Source organism: Mycobacterium sp. IDUB_17 (assembly GCF_055419465.1).
The window spans coordinates 796763-816722 of the sequence record NZ_JBVAXS010000001.1 but is presented as its reverse complement, the minus strand read 5'-3'; the positions used below and the strand labels follow the sequence as shown (position 1 = coordinate 816722).

At 66.4% G+C, this 19960-nt stretch carries 18 protein-coding genes; 2 read left to right on the top strand and 16 right to left on the bottom strand.

The genetic code is table 11. The features are described from left to right. Positions 1 to 10 precede the first annotated feature (10 nt). The gene (gene deoC, locus ACZYZ7_RS04020; RefSeq protein WP_463740260.1) at positions 11 to 709 is read left to right on the top strand and encodes a deoxyribose-phosphate aldolase; all 699 of its coding nucleotides are present in this window, start codon (positions 11 to 13) and stop codon (positions 707 to 709) included. 11 nt (positions 710 to 720) lie between these two features. Here the strand turns inward: deoC and ACZYZ7_RS04015 are convergent, their stop codons facing one another. The 13 genes from ACZYZ7_RS04015 to uvrC all read right to left on the bottom strand — a co-directional run bounded on the left by ACZYZ7_RS04015 (position 721) and on the right by uvrC (position 15507). Next, on the bottom strand, positions 721 to 1983 hold the full coding sequence (locus ACZYZ7_RS04015) for an HNH endonuclease signature motif containing protein (protein WP_463740259.1): 1263 nt from the start codon (positions 1981 to 1983) through the stop codon (positions 721 to 723). 105 nt (positions 1984 to 2088) lie between these two features. Then, positions 2089 to 2322 (bottom strand): preprotein translocase subunit SecG, encoded by a 234-nt coding sequence (gene secG, locus ACZYZ7_RS04010; protein ID WP_059164073.1) that lies wholly within the window; start codon positions 2320 to 2322, stop codon positions 2089 to 2091. A 45-nt stretch (positions 2323 to 2367) separates the two neighbouring features. Continuing rightward, positions 2368 to 3153, bottom strand: coding sequence for a triose-phosphate isomerase (gene tpiA, locus ACZYZ7_RS04005; RefSeq protein WP_135454246.1), 786 nt, complete (start codon positions 3151 to 3153; stop codon positions 2368 to 2370). Positions 3154 to 3156: 3 nt separating this feature from the next. Further along, positions 3157 to 4383, bottom strand: a complete 1227-nt coding sequence (locus tag ACZYZ7_RS04000) for a phosphoglycerate kinase (RefSeq protein WP_135454244.1) — start codon at positions 4381 to 4383, stop codon at positions 3157 to 3159. 5 nt (positions 4384 to 4388) lie between these two features. Further along, entirely contained in the window at positions 4389 to 5411 is a 1023-nt protein-coding gene (gene gap / locus ACZYZ7_RS03995) for a type I glyceraldehyde-3-phosphate dehydrogenase (protein ID WP_135454242.1), read from the bottom strand. An 87-nt stretch (positions 5412 to 5498) separates the two neighbouring features. Further along, positions 5499 to 6491: a phospholipase D-like domain-containing protein gene (locus tag ACZYZ7_RS03990; protein ID WP_450069136.1), complete on the bottom strand. Its 993-nt coding sequence runs from the start codon at positions 6489 to 6491 to the stop codon at positions 5499 to 5501. Beyond that, positions 6488 to 8263, bottom strand: a complete 1776-nt coding sequence (locus tag ACZYZ7_RS03985; RefSeq protein WP_450069135.1) for an ABC transporter ATP-binding protein — start codon at positions 8261 to 8263, stop codon at positions 6488 to 6490. The genes ACZYZ7_RS03990 and ACZYZ7_RS03985 overlap by 4 nt, the downstream gene beginning before the upstream one ends. Before the next feature lie 129 nt (positions 8264 to 8392). Beyond that, on the bottom strand, positions 8393 to 9328 hold the full coding sequence (locus tag ACZYZ7_RS03980) for a sterol desaturase family protein (RefSeq protein ID WP_463740258.1): 936 nt from the start codon (positions 9326 to 9328) through the stop codon (positions 8393 to 8395). Between the two features lie 16 nt (positions 9329 to 9344). Continuing rightward, positions 9345 to 10013, bottom strand: a complete 669-nt coding sequence (locus ACZYZ7_RS03975; protein WP_450069133.1) for a TetR/AcrR family transcriptional regulator — start codon at positions 10011 to 10013, stop codon at positions 9345 to 9347. A gap of 449 nt (positions 10014 to 10462) precedes the next feature. After that, entirely contained in the window at positions 10463 to 11440 is a 978-nt protein-coding gene (gene whiA, locus ACZYZ7_RS03970; protein ID WP_077741723.1) for a DNA-binding protein WhiA, read from the bottom strand. After that, positions 11437 to 12495, bottom strand: coding sequence for a uridine diphosphate-N-acetylglucosamine-binding protein YvcK (gene yvcK, locus ACZYZ7_RS03965; protein ID WP_135454231.1), 1059 nt, complete (start codon positions 12493 to 12495; stop codon positions 11437 to 11439). Before yvcK ends, whiA begins: the two co-directional genes overlap by 4 nt. Then, complete coding sequence (gene rapZ, locus ACZYZ7_RS03960; RefSeq protein ID WP_135454228.1) at positions 12492 to 13406, bottom strand: RNase adapter RapZ; 915 nt, start codon at positions 13404 to 13406, stop codon at positions 12492 to 12494. The genes yvcK and rapZ overlap by 4 nt, the downstream gene beginning before the upstream one ends. Before the next feature lie 37 nt (positions 13407 to 13443). Continuing rightward, entirely contained in the window at positions 13444 to 15507 is a 2064-nt protein-coding gene (gene uvrC / locus ACZYZ7_RS03955) for an excinuclease ABC subunit UvrC (protein ID WP_463740257.1), read from the bottom strand. Positions 15508 to 15611: 104 nt separating this feature from the next. Here uvrC and ggt point away from each other — a divergent pair, with 104 nt between their 5' ends. Then, on the top strand, positions 15612 to 17588 hold the full coding sequence (ggt, locus tag ACZYZ7_RS03950) for a gamma-glutamyltransferase (RefSeq protein WP_463740542.1): 1977 nt from the start codon (positions 15612 to 15614) through the stop codon (positions 17586 to 17588). A gap of 10 nt (positions 17589 to 17598) precedes the next feature. On the opposite strand, the gene ACZYZ7_RS03945 is transcribed toward ggt, so the two are convergent. From ACZYZ7_RS03945 to ACZYZ7_RS03935, 3 genes are read right to left on the bottom strand one after another with little or no spacing between them, the layout of a single operon-like run. Further along, positions 17599 to 18051 carry a PH domain-containing protein gene (locus ACZYZ7_RS03945; RefSeq protein WP_135454222.1) on the bottom strand — a complete coding sequence of 151 codons (453 nt, stop codon included), beginning with the start codon at positions 18049 to 18051 and terminating at the stop codon, positions 17599 to 17601. A gap of 7 nt (positions 18052 to 18058) precedes the next feature. Then, positions 18059 to 18538, bottom strand: a complete 480-nt coding sequence (gene ribH, locus ACZYZ7_RS03940; protein ID WP_135454219.1) for a 6,7-dimethyl-8-ribityllumazine synthase — start codon at positions 18536 to 18538, stop codon at positions 18059 to 18061. Then, positions 18535 to 19863, bottom strand: a complete 1329-nt coding sequence (locus ACZYZ7_RS03935) for a bifunctional 3,4-dihydroxy-2-butanone-4-phosphate synthase/GTP cyclohydrolase II (protein ID WP_463740256.1) — start codon at positions 19861 to 19863, stop codon at positions 18535 to 18537. The genes ribH and ACZYZ7_RS03935 overlap by 4 nt, the downstream gene beginning before the upstream one ends. Positions 19864 to 19960: the final 97 nt, after the last annotated feature.

Below are 19960 nucleotides of genomic sequence, written 5' to 3'. Positions count from 1 at the left end.
TCCCAATCCGATGACGCTCGACACCCGACCGACCGGGACACAGGTCGCCGCGATGATCGACCACACCCTGCTCAAGCCCGAAGCGACCGCATCCGACGTCGAAGCGCTGGTCGCCGAGGCACTGGAGCTGGGCACCTACTCGGTGTGCGTGTCACCATCGATGCTGCCGGTCGACGTACCGTCCGGCGCCACGCTGAAAGTTGCTGCGGTGTGCGGCTTCCCCAGCGGAAAACACAGCTCGCAAACCAAGGCCGCCGAGGCGGCCGAGGCGGTGCAGCAGGGCGCCGACGAGATCGACATGGTGATCGACATCGGTGCGGCCAAGGATGGCGCCTTCGACCGCGTCGAAGCCGACATCGCAGCGGTGCGAGCCGCTGCGCCGGCACCAGCGGTGCTGAAAGTGATCATCGAATCAGCCGCGTTGACCGACGACGAGATCGTCGGAGTGTGCCGCGCCGCGGTGGCGGCACACGCCGACTTCGTCAAGACCTCGACCGGTTTCCATCCCACCGGCGGCGCGACCGTTCACGCGGTCGAGCTGATGTACCGAACCGTCCACGACGCCGGATTGGCGGTAAAGGCATCCGGTGGTGTGCGCACTCTCGAGCAGGCGCAGGCCATGATCGCCGCTGGGGCCACAAGACTTGGGGTGTCAGGCTCGCGGGCTCTGCTGGGTGCGGCCGAATCCAAAGGGGATTCCGGCTACTGAAAGGGGGCGACCTAGTTGGTCGGTGGCGGTGCCTGGGGTTGGAACGGTTCGTACCACCACCAATCGGCGCGCTCACCGGTCGGTCCGGGACACGGTGCGACCGCGGGAGGACGGTTCTTCGGCGGACGGGCCAGCGATCCTGGGTGAAGTTGTTGCTTGCCGGCACTGTCGATCACGACCGGGTGGCTGGCCGGTCCGGTGATGGTGATGCCGCCCCGGTGGTGCAACCGGTGGTGGTAGGGGCACAGCAGCACCAGGTTGTCCAGTTCGGTGAGACCGCCGTCCTCCCAGTGCTGGAGGTGATGGGCGTGCAGACCGCGGGTGGCCCCGCAGCCGGGCACCACACAGCAGCGGTCGCGATGCTCGAGCGCCCGGCGCAGCCGGCGGCTGATCTGCCGGGTCGTGCGGCCCGCGCCGATCACCTGGCCGTGCCGTTCGAGCCAGAGTTCGTAGGTGGCCTCACACAGCAGGAACCGACGCTCGTCGTCGGTCAGGACCGGACCCATGTGCAGTGAGGCGACCGGTTTCTCGACGTCGAGGTGAACCACCACGGTGGTGTGCTGGCCGTGCGGGCGGCGAGCCACGTCGACGTCCCAGCCGGCCTCGACCAGGCTCATGAACGCGTCGACACTGTTCGGAAACGACGGCGCCCGATCCGAGGCCGCCTCACCCACGTTGTCGATGTCGTGGTCACATTCCCAGTTGGCCACCAGCGCATCCCGGTGCGATGCGTGGGCCGCATCGAATTTCGCCGCCTCCACCCGTGGTAACCGGATTTTGTAGGTGGTGTACCCGTCGCCGTCGATTCGGGTGAAGGACCGCTGCGGTTCGGGTTTCGCTTCGGGTTCAGGTCGTGGTTCGAGTTTGACCGCGGTGCGTAATTGCGTGACCGTGGCGCTGGCGGCCAGTTCGGCGTAGTGCTCATCGGATCCGTCGGCCGCGCGCTCGGCGATGATGCCGACCTGATCCAGTGACAGCCTGCCCTCGCGCATCCCTTGGGCGCAGCGGGGGAACTGATCGAGCCGACGCGCCACCGCCACGACAGTTTCGGCGTTGCGTGGTGCCGCGCCCGTCTTCCACGCCACCAGGGCCCCGATCGAGCGGGCGCCGGTGGCACCGCAAAGCTCGTCACGGTCCAGCTCGGCGACAATCTCCACGATCCGTCCATCGATGGCATTCCGTTGACCGGTCAACTCCGCCAGTTCGTCGAACAGCACCGCGAGACGTTCCCCAGGCAGCGCTTCGCCGGTCCCCAAGGTCGCGGTGTCGAACATATGATCGACTATGCCACGGGGGTACGACATCGATGCACCAAACAAAAACCGCCCCGGTGGAAACCGGGGCGGTTTTCTATGTCTCTACGGGGTGGCCGCGATACGTCAGCTGTATTTGATCAGCAGTGCGACGCCGATGATCGACACCAGCCAGATGCCGGTAACGAATAGCGTCAGCCGGTCGAGGTTCTTCTCGACCACAGTGGAGCCGGACAGGCTGGACTGGACACCGCCACCGAACAAGGTGGACAGACCGCCACCTTTGGCACGATGCAGCAGCACCAGGAGCACAACCAGCACGCTGGTCACGACCAGAGTGATCTGCAGAGCCAATTCCATGGTTGTAAGACTACCGGGTGCGGTATCCGGCCCAGGCCCCCGGGGTTACGGAAGCGGTCCGCCCGCGGCGATGGCCGACAGCGTCGCGAACTGCTCGCCGTCCAGCGAGGCACCACCGACCAGTGCACCATCAACGTCGCCCTGCGCCACGATCTCGCCGACGTTCTTGGCATTGACCGACCCGCCGTAGAGCACCCGCACTCCGGCGGCGAGCTGTGGCGAGGACAGGTTGCCCAACTCACCACGGATCGCCTTGCAGACCTCCTGCGCGTCAGCCGCGCTGGCCACCCGACCGGTGCCGATCGCCCACACCGGCTCGTAGGCGATAACCGCCTGGCCGATCTGCTCCTTGCTCAGACCGGCCAGGGAGCCGCGCAACGAGTTCACGTTGTACTCGACGTGGTTGCCCGCCTCACGCACCTCGAGTTGTTCGCCGATGCAGATGATCGGGGTGATGCCGTGCTTGAACGCCGCGGCGGCCTTGGCCGCCACGAGCTCATCGGTTTCGCCGTGGTAGGTGCGCCGCTCGGAGTGCCCCACCACCACGAAGCTGCATCCGAGCTTGGCCAGGAACGCCCCGCTGATCTCACCGGTGTAGGCACCCGAATCGTGCCGGGACACGTCCTGGGCGCCATAGGTGAGCCGCAACTTGTCCCCGTCGACCAGGGTCTGCACACTGCGCAGATCGGTGAACGGCGGAATGACCGTCACATCCACCTTGTCGAAGTACTTGTCCGGCAAGGCGAATGCGATCTTCTGCACAAGCGCGATGGCCTCGAAATGATTGAGGTTCATCTTCCAGTTGCCGGCGATGAGCGGCTTACGGGCCATGTTCTACGACTCCAGTACTTCGATGCCGGGCAGGGTCTTGCCCTCAAGGTATTCCAGCGACGCGCCGCCGCCGGTCGAGATGTGCGAGAAACCGTCCTCGGGCAGACCGAGCTGGCGCACCGCGGCGGCCGAGTCGCCGCCGCCGACGACGCTGAACGCACCCTTTTCCGTGGCACCGATGATCGCCTCGGCCACGCCCTTGGTGCCCGCCGCGAAGGCCGGGAATTCGAAGACACCCATCGGGCCGTTCCAGAACACCGTCTTGGCGTTGGACAGCAATGCGGTGAAGCGCTTGACCGACTCCGGGCCGATGTCCAGCCCCATCCTGCCCTCGGGGATGCGATCGGAGGCCACGGTCTCCGGCTCGGCGTCGGCGGCGAACTTGTCGGCCACCACGATGTCGACCGGAAGGTGGATCACGTCGGCGTAGGTGTCCAGCAGCCGCTTGCAGGTGTCGATCATCTCCTCCTGCAGCAGCGAGGTTCCGACCGAAACCCCTTGAGCAGCAAGGAACGTGAAGCACATACCGCCGCCGATGACAATGCTGTCGGCTTTGGTGGCCAGGTTCTCGATCACCGCGAGCTTGTCGGAGACCTTGGACCCGCCGAGCACCACGGCGTAGGGCCGTTCGGTCGAGTTGGTCAGTTGCTCGAGCACCTGGACCTCGGTGGCCACCAGCGTGCCCGCGTAATGCGGCAGCAGGGTGGCGACGTCGTAGACCGAAGCCTGCTTGCGGTGGACCACGCCGAAGCCGTCGGAGACGAAGGCGCCCGGCGAGCCGTCGGCACCCTCGACCAGCGCGGCCAGCGCCTCGGCCAACGCCAGCCGCTCGGCGTCATCCTTGCTGGTCTCCCGCGGGTCGAAGCGGATGTTCTCCAGCAGCAGGACGTCACCGTCGGTGAGTCCCTCGGCGCGGGCCAGCGCGTCGGTGCCGACCACGTCCCCGGCCAGCTGGACGTGGCGACCGAGCTTCTCCCCCAGCGCCGCGGCGACCGGGGCCAGTGAGAACTTGGGATCCGGGCCACCCTTCGGGCGGCCCAGGTGCGCGGTGACGACGACCTTGGCGCCGGCCTCGGCCAGCGCCGAGAGGGTGGGGACCGAGGCGATGATGCGACCCGGGTCGGTGATGTTGCCCTCGTCATCGAGGGGGACGTTGAGGTCGGAGCGGACCAGAACGCCGCGTCCTTCTACGCCCTCGGCCAACAGGTCAGCGAGTGTCTTAACAGTCATTGGTATTAGAGCGACTTCCCTACGAGTCCGACCAGATCGACGAGGCGGTTGGAATATCCCCACTCGTTGTCGTACCAGGAGACGACCTTGGCCTGGTTGTCGATGACCTTGGTCAGGCCCGAATCGAAGATCGAGCTGTGCGGGTCGGTGACGATGTCGCTGGACACGATCGGCGCGTCGTAGTACTTGAGGATGCCCTTCATCGGGCCCTCGGCGGCGGCCTTCATCGCAGCGTTGATCTCGTCGGCGGACCCCGGCTTGGCCAGCTCGGCGGTCAGGTCGGTGACCGAACCCGTGGGGATCGGCACCCGCAGGGCGTAGCCGTCCAGCTTGCCCTTGAGCTCGGGCAGCACCAGGCCGATGGCCTTGGCGGCACCGGTCGAGGTCGGCACGATGTTCAAGGCAGCAGCGCGGGCGCGACGCAGATCCTTGTGCGGGCCGTCCTGCAGATTCTGGTCCTGGGTGTAGGCGTGGATGGTCGTCATCAGGCCCTTGACGATGCCGAACTCGTCGTTGAGGACCTTGGCCAGCGGGCCGAGGCAGTTGGTGGTGCACGAGGCGTTGGAGATGATGTTCTGGCTGCCGTCGTACTTGTCGTCGTTGACGCCCAGCACGATGGTGATGTCCTCATCGCTGGCCGGCGCGGAGATGATGACCTTCTTGGCGCCGGCATCGAGGTGACCCTGCGCCTTGGCGCGGGCGGTGAAGATACCGGTGGACTCGACGACGACATCGACGCCCAGGTCACCCCAGGGCAACGCGGCCGGGCCTTCCTTCACTTCGAGCGCCTTGATCTTCTTGTCGCCGATGACGATGGTGTCTTCGCCCTCGAGGCTGACGTCTTGCGGCAGGCGACCAAGGATCGAGTCGAACTTGAGCAGGTGAGCCAGGGTGGCGTTGTCGGTGAGGTCGTTGACCGCCACGATCTCGATGTCAGTGTTCTGCCCCTCGGCCTGCTGCGTCGCCAGGGCCCGGTAGAAATTGCGCCCGATGCGGCCGAAGCCGTTAACGCCTACCCGGATAGTCACGTGATTCTCCCTACAGTTGCCGTTAACTGAACTGCCCGCAGCCAGCCTAGTGGGGATACGTCCCGGCCGTGCGGTCTGGTCAGTGCATCAGATGTCGCGCTCGTGCAGGGCGAGTTGATCGAGTTCGTGCGCATCCTGGCCGACCAAATCGGCGATCAACCCCTCGTCCGACAGGTCCATCGGCGCGGAGTGTTTCCAGTCGTGGTGGGCCACCTCGTTCAGCCGCTTGATGATGTGGTGATCGGTCACCTCGATGGCCAATTCGCGACGATGGTCGAAGCTGCCCGGGGAGAAGTTGATCGAGCCGACGATGGCCCGCTCGTGGTCGGCCAGAATCATCTTCGCGTGCAGCTTCATGTGCTTGAGCCGGTGGATCTTGATGCCGACGTCGTCGAGGATGCGCATCCCGCTGACGCCTTCGAGGAGCTTGCCCGACTTGAGGTGGTGGGCCGCGCGGGCCATCACGTGAACCTTGACCCCGCGATGCGCCGCACGGACCAGGCGCTCGATGATCACCGGATCCTGATAGCGCTCGTTCTGGACGAACAACGTGTGTTTGGCGCTGTCGATGAACTCGGCGATGCGATGCCGACCATTGGTAGGGCACCAGATGAGGTGTGCCCCACCGCCGGGATCGAACTCCTCGCGCGCCCAGTCGGCTTCGAAGCAATCGACGATCTCGGCGACTTCATACGCGCTGGGAGTCACGACGGCGTAATCGCGCGTCACCGTGAAGTTCTCCTCGGTCCAGTTCAACGACTCGACAAACGCGTGGTCGTCGTCGACCACCATCGACTTCTCGTGTGTCAGATCGAAGGCCGGGTTGCTGGCCCGGACCTCGATGCCGAACCGCTCCAACGTCTCCCGCGCGACGTCGTTGTCGGTTTCCCCGTCGCGCCGCTCGGGGTTGAGCATGACCTTGACGTCTACGCCGCGCCGGTGGGCGGCCACCACCGCGTCCAGCAGCGGCAGGTGGTTGAAGGCGAACATCTTGATCCGTACCGACCGAGTGGACGCACCGATCGCGTCGAGCACCGGCTGGGCCGAGTCGTCGGGCAGGATGATCAGCGAACGCGTCACGTTGTCTCGTCCTCAAATTGGATGCGGTGCAACTCGGCATATCTGCCGCCTGCGGTCAGGAGTTCGGTGTGTGATCCCTCTTCGACTACACGGCCCTCCTCGAGCACGACGATCTTGTCCGCATCGCGAATCGTGCTGAGGCGGTGGGCGATTGTGATCACCGTGCGTCCGTTCATCAGTCGCTGCAGCGCTGACATCACCAGATGCTCGGACTCCGCGTCCAAAGCGGCGGTCGGTTCGTCGAGGATGAGGATCGGGCTGTCCCGGATGAGGGCGCGGGCGATACCGATGCGCTGACGCTGACCGCCGGAGAGCGTCAGCCCGCGCTCCCCCACCGGGCTGTCATAGCCCTGTGGCATCGCGGAGATGAACTCGTGGGCGTTGGCCAGTTTGGCCATCTCGATGATCTCGTCGTGATCGGCGTCGGGCCGTCCGAAGGCGATGTTGTCGCGGATGGTGCCCCGGAACAGGACCGTGTCCTGCAGGACATAGGCGATCTGGCGGCGGAGTTCGTGAAGTTTGTAGTCGCGCAGGTCAACGCCGTCGATGCGGACGGCGCCCTGACTCGGGTCGTAGAACCGGGGAATCAGGCTGACCAGACTGGATTTTCCGCTTCCGGTGTGCCCGACGACACCCACCAGCTGGCCCGGCTTCACCTCGAAGGTGACATCCCGCAGCACGGGAGTCTCACTGTCGTAACTGAACGCCACCCGCTCGAAGCTGATCGCACCCTTGATCTTCTCCGGTTCGACGGCCTCGGGCTTCTCCTGAACTGACGTCTCGGCGGTCAGCAGCGCGTTGACCCGGTCCACCCCGACCGAGGCCATGGCGATGGTGTTGGTGAGCTTGGCCAGATCCTGAACGGGTTTGAAGAACGACGCGAGGTACGAGATGAACACGGTCAGCGTGCCCGCCGTCATCGCACCGGCGAGGATGAGCGCCGAACCGCGCCACAGCACCACCGCGGTGCAGGCGGCCACCACGACGGTGACGATCGGCGACACCACCGACTTCACCCGCCTGGCGTTGAGCGCGGCATCCACGGCCTGCTGACCGGCCACCTCCAGTTGACGCTCCTGCATCTCCTCGCGGTCGAACGCCTTGACCACACGGATCGACTGCAGACCTTCCTCGGCGACCGCGACGATGTCCGATTCCCGCTTGCGCACTTCGTGTGTCGCTGCCTTGACCGCCTTACGGATACGCGAGACGAACAACAGCAGCAGCGGCGCCACCGCCAGCGCGATGAGCGTGAAATCCCATTGCAGCCACAGCATCATGGCCAACATGCCGACGATGGTCAGCAGGTCGGTCGCGATACCCAGCGTGGAGGCCGACGCGAACCCCTGAATGGTGTCGACGTCATCGGTGAGCGTGCTCAGGATCGGCCCGACCCGGTGGGTGTCGAAATAGTTCAGCGACAACTGCTGAAGGTGATGGTAGGCGCGGGTGCGCAGATCGTTCCCGATGCGCTGACCGACCGTTTCGGTCAGGTAGTTGGCCACGTAGGACGCGATGGCTGCCACCACCGCGATGACGAACACCATGATCGCGGCCAGGCCGGCGATATGCATCTTGCCTTCGCCACCGAGCAGTGGCTGCAGCAGACCGTGCAACCATCCCGGCAGCGGGTGGTGGCCGACGACGCTGTCCAGCACCACCTTCAACGGCCAGGGCGCGGCCAGGCCCGTGGCGATCTGCACCAGCAGGACCGCGAAGATTCCGGCGACCAGCAACCGGTAGGGGCGGATCAGCTCAAGAATCAGTCTCATCGCGACTGCTGCCTCAATCGTGGGGTTGACGTCGAAGTTTGTCGCCACACACTACAACGTGAGGATGACGTCGGGGTGCCTCAAGACCGACGGTCCGGCAAGTGGCGGCGACGACGAACGCCGGCGCGCCTAGCTCATCGTGCTCGGAACCGACAGCATCTGCACCTCACGTTCGACAGTCGCTGCGGTATCGGCGTTTTCGCTCCACCCGGGCGGCCCGAACAGGTAGCCGAACCGGCCGCGCCAGGTCTGTGCCCGCCAGACGTCGGTGACCATGGCGGCGAACTCGTGGTAGTTCACCTTGATCGGGTTGTAGGTGTCGATGTTCTTGGTCAGGCCGTAGCGGACGGGTTCTCCCTCGGCGGCGAAGGTGCCGAGCATCCGGTCCCAGAGAATGAAGATGCCGGCGTAGTTCTTGTCGAGATAGGGATTGTTGGCTCCGTGGTGCACGCGGTGGTGCGACGGCGTGTTGAACACGTACTCGATCGCGCGGGGAAGCCGATCGATGCGCTCGGTGTGGATCGGGAACTGGTAGAGCAGCACGATCGCCTGCGACAGGAAGACCAACCATGCCGGGATGCCGATCAGCGCCAATCCGACGTACCCGATGGTGTTCAGAAACGAGCCGGGAATCAGCCAGGACAATCGCATGGCGGTGGACAGGTTGAAGTACTGGCTCGAGTGGTGCACGTTGTGCGCGGCCCAGAACATCCTGATCCGGTGCGACATCCGGTGCTGCAGGTAGTAGGCCAGGTCGGCCAGCACGATGGCCAGCACCCAGACCCACCAGTGCGATGCCGAGAGGTGCAGCGGCGTCAGCGATGCGGCGATAGCGACCATCGGAACCGCGATGAATCTGTCCAACGGCCGCAGGACGAAGCCCAGTGCGTAGATCGAGAGGTTCGTGGCGCTGTCTCGCCACGAGATCCCGGCCCGCGGCCGCGCTGAGCCGCTGTCGTCTTTGTCTTTGTCTTTGTCTTTGTCGAAGCGATAGCTGAGGAACTCGATCGCCATCAGGACGAAGTAGGCGGGCATGGCGTACAGCCCGATCCGCAGCGGGTCCATGGCGGTTACTTCCCTTCTACCTGTTCTCGGCCGACGCCGACCTGCGGCCCGACGCCTTCGGCATGCCTGCCAGTTGCCAGGCCAGCGCCTGCCCGAAAAGTTCGTCGGGCACCCGGTCGGGGTCGATGCGCCGTTGCCTGATCAATCCCTGGAAGAGCGCGAGAACCACCACCGCGAAGCCCTCCACGGAGACGCTGTCGTCGATGTTGTTGCGCTCCAACGCATCGGCGAGGATCTCGCGCAGCGAGGCCAACGTGCGCGACGACCGATCCTGCAGGATCTGCATGGCCTCGGGATTGCGCACGGCGTGCAACCAGAATTCAGCCTGGATGGCCTCGAACTCGATGTCGTTGTCGGCGATGTCAACGAGGACCCGACCCAGGGCGGTCAGCGGTCCGACTTCTGTGTCCTCGGAAATGGACTGCACCACCTGGTCGATCCGGCCGGAGGCGCGTTCGGTCATCAGCTCGGAGAACAACTGCTCCTTGCTGGAGAAGTTCGAATAGACCGCACCGATTGAATACCCGGCCGTACGGGCGATCTCGTCCACCGATGCCGCGGCATAACCCTTCTGGGCGCAGGTCCGAGCGGCGGCATCCAGAAGCGCGGCGCGGGTCCGTGCCTGATTCTCGGCTCTGGTCAGCCGTACCGGCGCTAGGTCCGTGCCGCTTCGGTCATCGACCATATTTCAGATAGTAGGTGCTATTCGAATAACAGTCACTATTTGAATACTGTGACCGGTCTCACCAGCCGGCGAATGGGCGGCCACGCCGGCATGGCAGTCGTCGCGGCAGTGATCGTCGCCCGCACGCTGGTGGCGATGAGGACAGGAAGGGTCTCGGCCATGTCGGCACGATCCGTGCACTCGCTACGGCCGGTGTGCCCGGAATCGCCACGCCGAGTGAGTCTCCCGGGCTGGCGCCAATCCTGGTCGGCCCGTGCATCTGGTGCACGTTCCTCGACCCGTTCATCCACCAATCGAACTCGATGGCCATTCGACGGAGCGTTTACGCCACGAGACCTTTTGTGGCATTTGACATCCCATTGACCTCGGGGTCCCCGACCACCGCATTCCGCGGCGGATGGGCCCCGCTGCCAGTGTGATGACCTGGAGCGTTTGCGATTTCGCTCGGATCAGGCGTCGTCGAGCAGGTCCGGGGTAACCGCCGACTCGGTGTCGGGAACCCCTTCCTGCTTGGCCTTGCGGTCCGCCATCGACAGCAGGCGCCGGATACGGCCGGCCACAGCATCTTTCGTCATCGGCGGATCGGCGAGCCGGCCCAACTCCTCCAGCGACGCCTGACGGTGTTCGACCCGCAGCTTGCCCGCCGCCGCCAGATGATCGGGCACCCCGTCACCCAGGATGTCCAACGCACGTTCCACCCGGGCAGCCGCAGCCACCGCGGCACGCGCCGACCGGCGCAGGTTGGCATCGTCGAAATTGGCCAGACGATTGGCGGTGGCGCGGACCTCGCGGCGCATCCGCCGTTCCTCCCACGTCAGCCTGGTGTCCTGGGCTCCCATTCGGGTCAACAAGGCACCGATCGCCTCGCCGTCGCGCACCACGACCCGGTCGGCACCGCGTACCTCGCGGGCCTTGGCACTGACTCCGAGCCGCCTGGCCGCACCGACCAGGGCCAGTGCCGCCTCCGGACCGGGGCAGCTGACCTCCAGCGCCGACGACCGTCCCGGCTCGGTCAACGAGCCGTGGGCGAGGAACGCACCACGCCACGCGGCCTCGGCGTCCCCGACGCTGCCGCCGACCACCTGTGCCGGCAGGCCACGTACCGGGCGTCCACGAAGATCGAGCAGGCCCGTCTGCCGGGCCAGCGCTTCCCCGTCGGCGGCCACCCGCACCACATAGCGGGTGTTCTTCCGGATTCCGCTGGCCGAGAGCACGTGCACCACGGCGTTGTAGCCGTACAGGTCGTAGATGTCCTTGCGCAGGCGGCGCGCGATGATCCCGAGATCCACCTCGGCCTCCACCACTACGCGGCCGGCCACGATGTGCAGGCCGCCGGCGAAACGCAACAACGACGCCACCTCCGCGCGGCGAGCGCTCACCGAGTTGACTACGAGACGGCTCAGCTCGTCTTTCACCTCGGCTGTCATCGCCACGGATCGTCCCCTCTCGGTGTGTTCGGCGCCGGTTCCTGGTGCGCCACGTCGACCGACCTCGCAGCGGGCGTGGGAACGGTGGCCTCCTGCACGGCCCCGGGCGCCATCGAGCGCAATCGGACACCCTCCAGCACCGCGGCCAACTTCGCCGGGTCATGTAAAGGTGTACCAGGTCGAGACACGTCAGCAAACTCAACTCGAGCGTTGAGGATGTTGGCAGTGCGGCTGAGTTGCTCCCGTTCACGGTCGCTCGGCACCCGGCTGGCATCGACGATGATGTCATGCACGCTGAAGTCCGGAGCATGCTGGGCCAGAACGTGGATGTGACGCTCCGCCGAGAACCCCGCCGTTTCACCCGGCTCCGCCGCCAGATTCAAGACGAGCGCACGCCGCGCCGTCGTCGCCCGCAATGCCGCCGCCAACTGCGGCACCAACACGTGCGGGATCACACTGGTGAACCACGACCCCGGCCCGAGCACCACGAGATCGGCGCTCATGATGGCCTCGACAGCCTGTCGGGTGGCCGGCGGATCTCCGGGCAGCAACCGCACCCGGCGCACCTTGCCCACCGTGGTGGCGATCGCCACCTGACCGCGGATCACCCGGCTCATCCGCGGATCGGTCTCCAGGCCCGCGACATCGGCCTCGATCTGCAGAGCGATCGGGCACATCGGCAGCACCCGGCCCTTCACACCGAGGATGCGCCCGAGCTCGTCGAGGGCAGCGACCGGATCGGCGAGCACCTCGCTGAGGCCGGCCAAGATCAGATTGCCGATCGGGTGACCGGCGAGCGCGCCGCTGCCACCGAACCGGTGCTGGATGATCGTCGCCCACAACCGACCATGCGGGCTGTCAGAGGCCAAGGCCGCCAACGCCATTCGCAGATCACCTGGTGGCACCACATCGAGTTCGCTGCGCAGCCGACCCGACGATCCACCGTCGTCGGCAACCGTCACCACGGCCGTCACGTGCGGGCTGAGCCGGCGCGCCGCGGACAAGGTGGCGTACAAACCGTGCCCTCCACCGAGGGCCACGATGCGCGGGGTCATTCGCGACCCAGATCCCGGTGCAGCACGCGGACGGTGAGCCCGTCACCGCCCTGCAACCGCTCCGCCAGCGCCTCCGCGATCGCCACGCTCCGATGTTTGCCACCCGTGCACCCGATGGCGACGGTCATATAACGCTTCCCCTCCCGGCGGTATCCGGCGATCACCACGTCCAACAGACGATGGTAGGTGTCGAGAAATTCTCTGGCGCCCGGTTGTCCCAGCACGTAGTCCCGCACATCCGGATGCTGGCCGGTATGCGGCCGCAATTCGTCGACCCAGTGCGGGTTCGGCAGGAACCGGACATCCATCACCGTGTCCGCGTCCATCGGCAGGCCGTACTTGTAGCCGAATGACTCCACAGTGACATTCGTGTAGGCGACGGTCTCACCGCCGAACGCACGCTCGATGCTCTCACGCAATGCCGGCACCGGGAGCGCAGACGTGTCGATCACCAGGTCGGCCGCGGCCCGCACCGGCGCCAGCAACGCCCGCTCGGCAGCGATCCCCTCGGCCAGGGTCTGGGTGCCCTGCAGCGGGTGGCTGCGCCGGTTCTGCTCATACCGGCGTACCAGGATGTCGTCGGACGCCTCAAGGAACAACACCCGCGGGGTGATGCTGCGGGCCGCCAATTCGTTGCGCACCCAGTCGAGATCGCCGGTGAAGCCACGCGACCGCACATCCATCACCACGGCAAGCTGGGTGATCCGTGATCCGGCGGCCAACCCCAACTCGACCATGCGCGCTATCAACTCCGGCGGCAGGTTGTCGGCGACATACCAGCCGAGGTCCTCCAACACCTTGGCAGCGGTGCCGCGCCCCGCCCCGGACAAGCCGGTGACCAGCACCACGTCGATTCCCGAATCCGCGTCCGCACCACCTACGATGCCGCCCTCGCGCAGATGTTCATTCATGCGCGAACCGCCTGGCTACTCATGTCCCCGTTACCCGTCATCCCGACACCCTGCGTCGATCATCCTCGATAACCGTTGCGGGCGCCCCTGAATCGCCCAGTCCGGCGCTGTTCTCACTTCGCGGGTCTTCGCCCTCGACCGGTGGCGGCGTGCTCGGCGGCTCACCGCTGTGCTCGATTGGCGGCTCACCGCCGAGCGCAGCCAGGACGGCCTTCGCCGTCGTCACACCGATCCCCGGCACCGCGGTGATCTCCTCGACCGTGGCCTCCTTGAGTCGCGCCACCGAGCCGAAATGCGTCACCAACGCCTTGCGGCGCTGCTCGCCCAAACCACGCACCGAGTCGAGCGCCGAGGCGGTCATCCGCTTGGACCGCTTGCTGCGGTGATAGCTGATCGCGAACCGGTGTGCCTCGTCGCGCACGCGTTGCAACAAATACAGCCCCTCACTGTTTCGCGGGAAGATCACCGGATCCGGCTCGGAAGGCACCCACACCTCCTCCAGGCGCTTGGCCAGCCCGATCACCGCGACATCGGTGACGCCGAGTTCGTCGAGCACCGCGGCCGCCGCATTGACCTGAGGGGCACCACCGTCCACGACGAACAGGTTTGGCGGATAGGCGAACCGGCGCGGACGCTGCTCGGTGCCTGCCTCGGGCTGCGCATCGCTCACGTGCCGCAGGAAACGACGCCGGGTCACCTCGGCGATCGAGGCGACGTCATCGGAGCGGCCGTCACCGGCAGCCTCACGGATCGCGTAGTGCCGGTAGTCCGACTTGCGCGGCAACCCATCCTCGAACACCACCAGTGAGGCGACCACATCGGTGCCCTGCACATGGCTGATATCCACACATTCGATCCGCAACGGCGCATCGGCCAGACCCAGCGAATCCTGAATGCTCTGTAGCGCTTCCGATCTCGCGTTGAAGTCGCCGGCACGCTTGAGCTTGTGTTGGGCCAGCGCCTCCTGCGCATTGCGCGCGACAGTCTCGGCCAGTGTGCGTTTGTCGCCGCGCACCGGCACCCGCAGGCTCACGCGCGAGCCACGAAGCCCGGACAACCAGGCCGCCAGTTCATCGGCATTCGGCGGCAGCACCGGCACGAGGACCTCCCGCGGCACCGGGTTGGTCGCCTCATCGGCCGCGCCGCCCAATTCGGCCTGTTCGCCGTAGAACTGGGTGAGGAACTGTTCGACGAGGTGCTCCTGCCCGGATTGCTCTGGGTCACCGGACTTCTCGACGATCCAGCCGCGCTGGCCCCGCACCCGCCCCCCGCGCACGTGGAAGACCTGAACGGCCGCCTCGAGGTCGTCGTCGGCGAACGCCACCACGTCGGCGTCCGTGCCGTCGCCGAGGACCACTGCCTGTTTCTCCAGCGCACGCTTCAGTGCCGCGATATCGTCGCGCAACCGGGCCGCCCGTTCGAAGTCCAACTCCTCTGCGGCCGCGATCATCTGCTGCTCCATGTCGCGGGCCAGCCGGTCGGTCTTGCCCGACAGGAAATCGCAGAAGTCCAGCACGATGCGCCGGTGTTCCTCGGCGCTGACCCTACCGATGCACGGCGCCGAGCACTTGTCGATGTAGCCGAGCAGACACGGGCGGTCGATCTGCCTGTGCCGCTTGAAGACTCCCGCAGAACAGGTTCTGGCCGGAAACACCCGGGTCAGCAGATCGAGTGTCTCCCGGATCGCCCACGCATGCGAGTACGGGCCGAAATACCGCACGCCCTTGCGCCGCGGCCCGCGATACACCATCAGCCGCGGGTACTCCTCGTTGAGCGTGACCGCCAACACCGGGTACGTCTTGTCGTCGCGGTAGCGGATGTTGAAGCGTGGATCGAATTCCTTGATCCAGTTGTACTCCAGCTGCAGTGCCTCGACCTCGGTGGTGACCACCGTCCACTCGACACTGCCCGCCGTCATCACCATCTGCCGGGTGCGCGGCGCCAGGCTCGCGATATCGGCGAAGTACGACGTCAGCCGGCTGCGCAGGCTCTTGGCCTTGCCGACATAGATGACCCGACCGTGCGGGTCCCGGAACCGGTACACGCCCGGCTCTACTGGTATCGATCCGGGCGCCGGCCGGTACGTCGCTGGATCGGGCACGGTTTCCAGGTTACTGCCGCGATCCGACGGAACTCCGCTACCGTCGAACTGTGCGGTTGCTGGCGTCCACCCGTTCGGTCATCGCGCTGCTCAGTGTCGTCGCTATGATCCTTGCCGGATGCTCCGACGGCAGTCGGCGCCCCGCGAGGACCGATGCCGGGCCGTGCCAGATCATTTCCAACGGGACCCCGTTGCCCAAACCACCTCAGGCACCCCCACCGCCGACACCTGCCCAACCGTCGGCACCGCCGACCCCTGCTCAACCGTCGGCACCGCCGACACCTCCCCAACCGTCGGCACCGCCGACGACCCGCAACCTCGCGACCAACCCCGAGATCGGCACCGGCTACCGCAGCGACATGACCGCCGTCCGCACGGCCACCTATGCGGTGGCCACCGCCAATCCACTGGCCACCGAAGCCGCCTGCAAAGTGCTGCGCGACGGTGGTACCGCTGCCGACGCACTGGTGACCGCACAGGCCGTGCTCGGCCTCGTCGAGCCCCAGTCCTCCGGGATCGGCGGCGGCGGCTTCCTGCTTTATTACGACGCGGCAGGCAACGCGGTGCGCGCCTATGACGGACGTGAGACCGCCCCGGCCGCGGCGACCGAGAACTACCTGCGCTGGGTGTCGGAGACAGACCGCTCGATCCCCAAACCCGACGCCCGGGCATCGGGCCGCTCCATCGGTGTGCCGGGGATCGTGCGACTGCTCGACGACGTGCACCATCAGTTCGGCAAGAAGGCCTGGCGCGATCTCTTCGACCCTGCCGTGTCGATGGCCGACAACGGATTCGACGTCAGCCCGCGCCTGGCTGCGGCCATCGACGATGCCGACGCCCAACTTCGGCTGGATCCCGCGTCGGCCGGCTACTTCCTCAACCCCGACGGCAGTCCCAAGCCGGTGGGCACCCGCATGACCAACCCCGCCTACGCGAAAACCTTGGGCGCCATCGCATCCGAGGGTGCTCAGGCCTTCTACACCGGCGACATCGCCCGCGCTGTGGTGGCGGCCGCGACCGATACCAGCGGCGGCCGCACGCCGAGCGCCATGACCGAACAGGATCTCGCCGGGTACACCGTCAAACACCGCGACCCCGTGTGCACCACCTACCGCGGTAGCGAGGTCTGCGGTATGCCACCGCCGTCGTCGGGCGGCATCGCGGTGGCTGCCACCCTCGGCATGCTCGAGCACTTCCCCATGAGCGATTACAAGCCGGTGCGCATCGACCTCAACGGCGGGCATCCCTCGGTGACCGGGGTGCACCTGATCTCGGAGGCCGAACGTCTCGCCTACGCCGACCGGGATCGCTACGTCGCCGACACCGATTTCGTCCCACTACCCGGCGGATCGCCCGAGACCTTGCTCGGCGGCGCCTACCTCACCGGCCGCGCCGCCCTGATCTCGCGGAACCACACGATGGGCACGGCCGCGCCCGGGGACTTCGCCCCACCGATGACCATTCCGCCGCCGCCTGAGCACGGCACCAGCCAGATCAGCGTGATCGACAGCCACGGCAATGCGGCGTCACTGACCACAACGATCGAGTCTGCCTTCGGTTCGTTCCACATGGTCGACGGCTTCCTGCTCAACAATCAGCTCACCGACTTCTCCGCCGAGCCGACCAGCACCGAAGGCCATCCCGTACCCAACCGGGTTCAGCCCGGCAAGCGCCCACGCAGCACCATGGCGCCGACGCTGGTGTTCGACAAGGCGGGACCGCAACGGGGTCCCCTGTATGCGGTCGTGGGCTCCCCCGGCGGTGCGGTGATCATCCAGTTCGTCGTGAAAACCCTTGTCGGCATCATGGATTGGAACCTGGACCCGCAGCAGGCGGTGTCAATGATCGACTTCGGCGCGGCCAACACACCCGTGACCAACGTCGGCGGGGAGCATCCGTTGGTCGATACGGTCGCCAACGGGGACCGTGATCAACTGGTCGAGGGCCTGCGGGCACTCGGACATCAGGTGTCGCTGGCCGATCAGTCCAGTGGGCTCTCAGCCCTGGTGCGCACACCGTCGGGCTGGATCGGCGGGGCCGATCCGCGCCGCGAAGGGCTGGTACTCGGCGACGTCGGTTGACCCTGTGGTGTCAGACGAGATTCGAGCGGTAACGGTCGATCAGCTCCCGGACCTCGTCCATGGCCTCTACCGCACGCCCCTTGTCGATGGCCTGGATCGCCATCACCGGAATGTACTCGTCGTCGGGCAGGTCCAGCCGAGCCCAGCGGGCTCCGACCGGGAATGTCACGCCGAGGGCCTCGGACCAGGGAATCACCTTGAAGCTGACCAGATTCCGGACCGCCACGCCGGTCGGGCCGACCTTGAGCCGGGGCCGCGCGAACAACAGCACCACTCCGCCGATGATCGCTCCCAGCAAGGCGATCGCCACCTGATCGGAGGTCTGGAAGACCACACCGGTGGACCCCACCTTCAGCAGCACGCCGACCGCGACGTGCGCCAGAAAGATGATCAGTGCCGCCCCGTAGGCGAAATACGGTGTCCGGTAAGGCCGGATATCAAGGTCCCAGGTTTCTGCAGTCATCGGCCGGTCACGCCTTCGCGCGCAGTTCCCGCAGGGTCAGCGCGGTGGAAAGCGCCGCCGCCGCGGCCTGGGCACCCTTGTCCTCGGCGGAATCCGGCAGGCCGGCGCGATCCAGGGCCTGGGCCTCGTTGTCGGTGGTCAGCACACCGTTGGCGACCGGGGTGGACGCGTCGAGCGACACCCGGGTCAAGCCCTGCGTCACCGCGTCGCACACGTAGTCGAAGTGCGGGGTCTGCCCACGGATGACCACGCCCAACGCCACCACCGCGTCATGGGTGGCCGCCAATGCCTGTGCCACCACCGGGATTTCGATGGCGCCGAGCACGCGGACCACCGTCGGCTCGTCGATGCCGGCGTCGGCTGCAACCTTGCGCGCGCCATCCAGCAGCGCGTCGCAGATCTGGGTGTGCCAGGTGCTGGCCACGATCGCCAGCTTCACATTCGAAGCGTCGATCTGGGGCAGATCAGGGACTCCGTGGCCGCTCACAGGCTCGAGCCCGAGTCGGTCGCACTGGGCGGCCGGCGGTCGCCGAGCAGGTACACCGCCTCGTCGTAGTCGTCCATGCTCACCGCTTCGTCATAGTCTTCGAGTCCGACGAGGTCGTGGCCCATCCGGTCCCGCTTGGTCATCAGGTAGCGAATGTTCTCCGAGTTCGCTCGCACCGGCAGTGCTACCCGCTCGATGATGTGCAGCCCATAACCGTCGAGCCCCACCCGCTTGGCCGGGTTGTTGGTCAGCAGCCGCATGGACCGGATACCCAGGTCCACCAGAATCTGGGCGCCGATGCCGTAATCGCGGGCATCGGCAGGCAGGCCGAGTTTCAGATTCGCGTCGACGGTGTCCTCGCCCGCGTCCTGCAACTGATAGGCCTGCAGCTTGTGCATCAGACCGATGCCGCGGCCCTCATGACCGCGCATGTACAGCACCACGCCGCGGCCTTCACGGGCCACCATCGCCATCGCGGCGTCCAGCTGCGGGCCGCAGTCACAGCGTCGGGAGCCGAACACGTCGCCGGTCAGGCATTCGGAGTGAACCCGGACCAGGACGTCGTGACCGTCGCTGGCCGGCCCGGCGATGTCGCCGCGAACCAGCGCGACATGCTCGACGTCCTCGTAGATGCTCTTGTAGCCGACCGCCACGAACTCGCCGTGCCGGGTCGGGATACGCGCCTCGGCGATCCGCTCGATGTGCTTCTCGTGCTTACGGCGCCACTCGATCAGGTCGGCGATCGAGATCAGCGCCAGATCGTGATCGTCGGCAAAGACGCGCAGCTCATCGGTGCGCGCCATGTCGCCTTCGTCCTTCTGGCTGACGATCTCGCAGATCGCGCCGGCGGGCTGAAGCCCGGCCAGGCGGGCCAGGTCGACGGCTGCCTCGGTGTGTCCGGGGCGGCGCAGCACGCCACCGTCCTTGGCCCGCAGCGGAACTACGTGGCCGGGCTTGGTGAAGTCGTCGGCGATGGTCGCCGGATCGGCCAGCGCCCGCATCGTGGTGGCCCGGTCGGAAGCCGAAATGCCGGTTCCCACATCCTTTTTGGCGTCCACCGTGACGGTGTAGGCGGTGCCGTGCTTGTCCTGGTTGACCGCGTACATCGGCAACAGGCCCAGCCGGTCACAGATCTCACCGTCCAGCGGCACACACAGATAGCCCGAGGTGTAGCGGACCATGAACGCCACGAGTTCGGGAGTCGCCTTCTCGGCGGCGAAGATGAGATCGCCCTCGTTCTCGCGATCCTCGTCGTCGATCACCACCACGGCTTTGCCCGCCGCGATATCGGCAATCGCCCTCTCGACGGAATCGAGCCTGGTCATCTGCGCCACCTTGCCTGTTCTAATGACAGGTCCCCCAATGCGGGACCAATCGCCGACTCCAGTATGAACCACCGAAATCCAGCGGTTATTGCCAGCT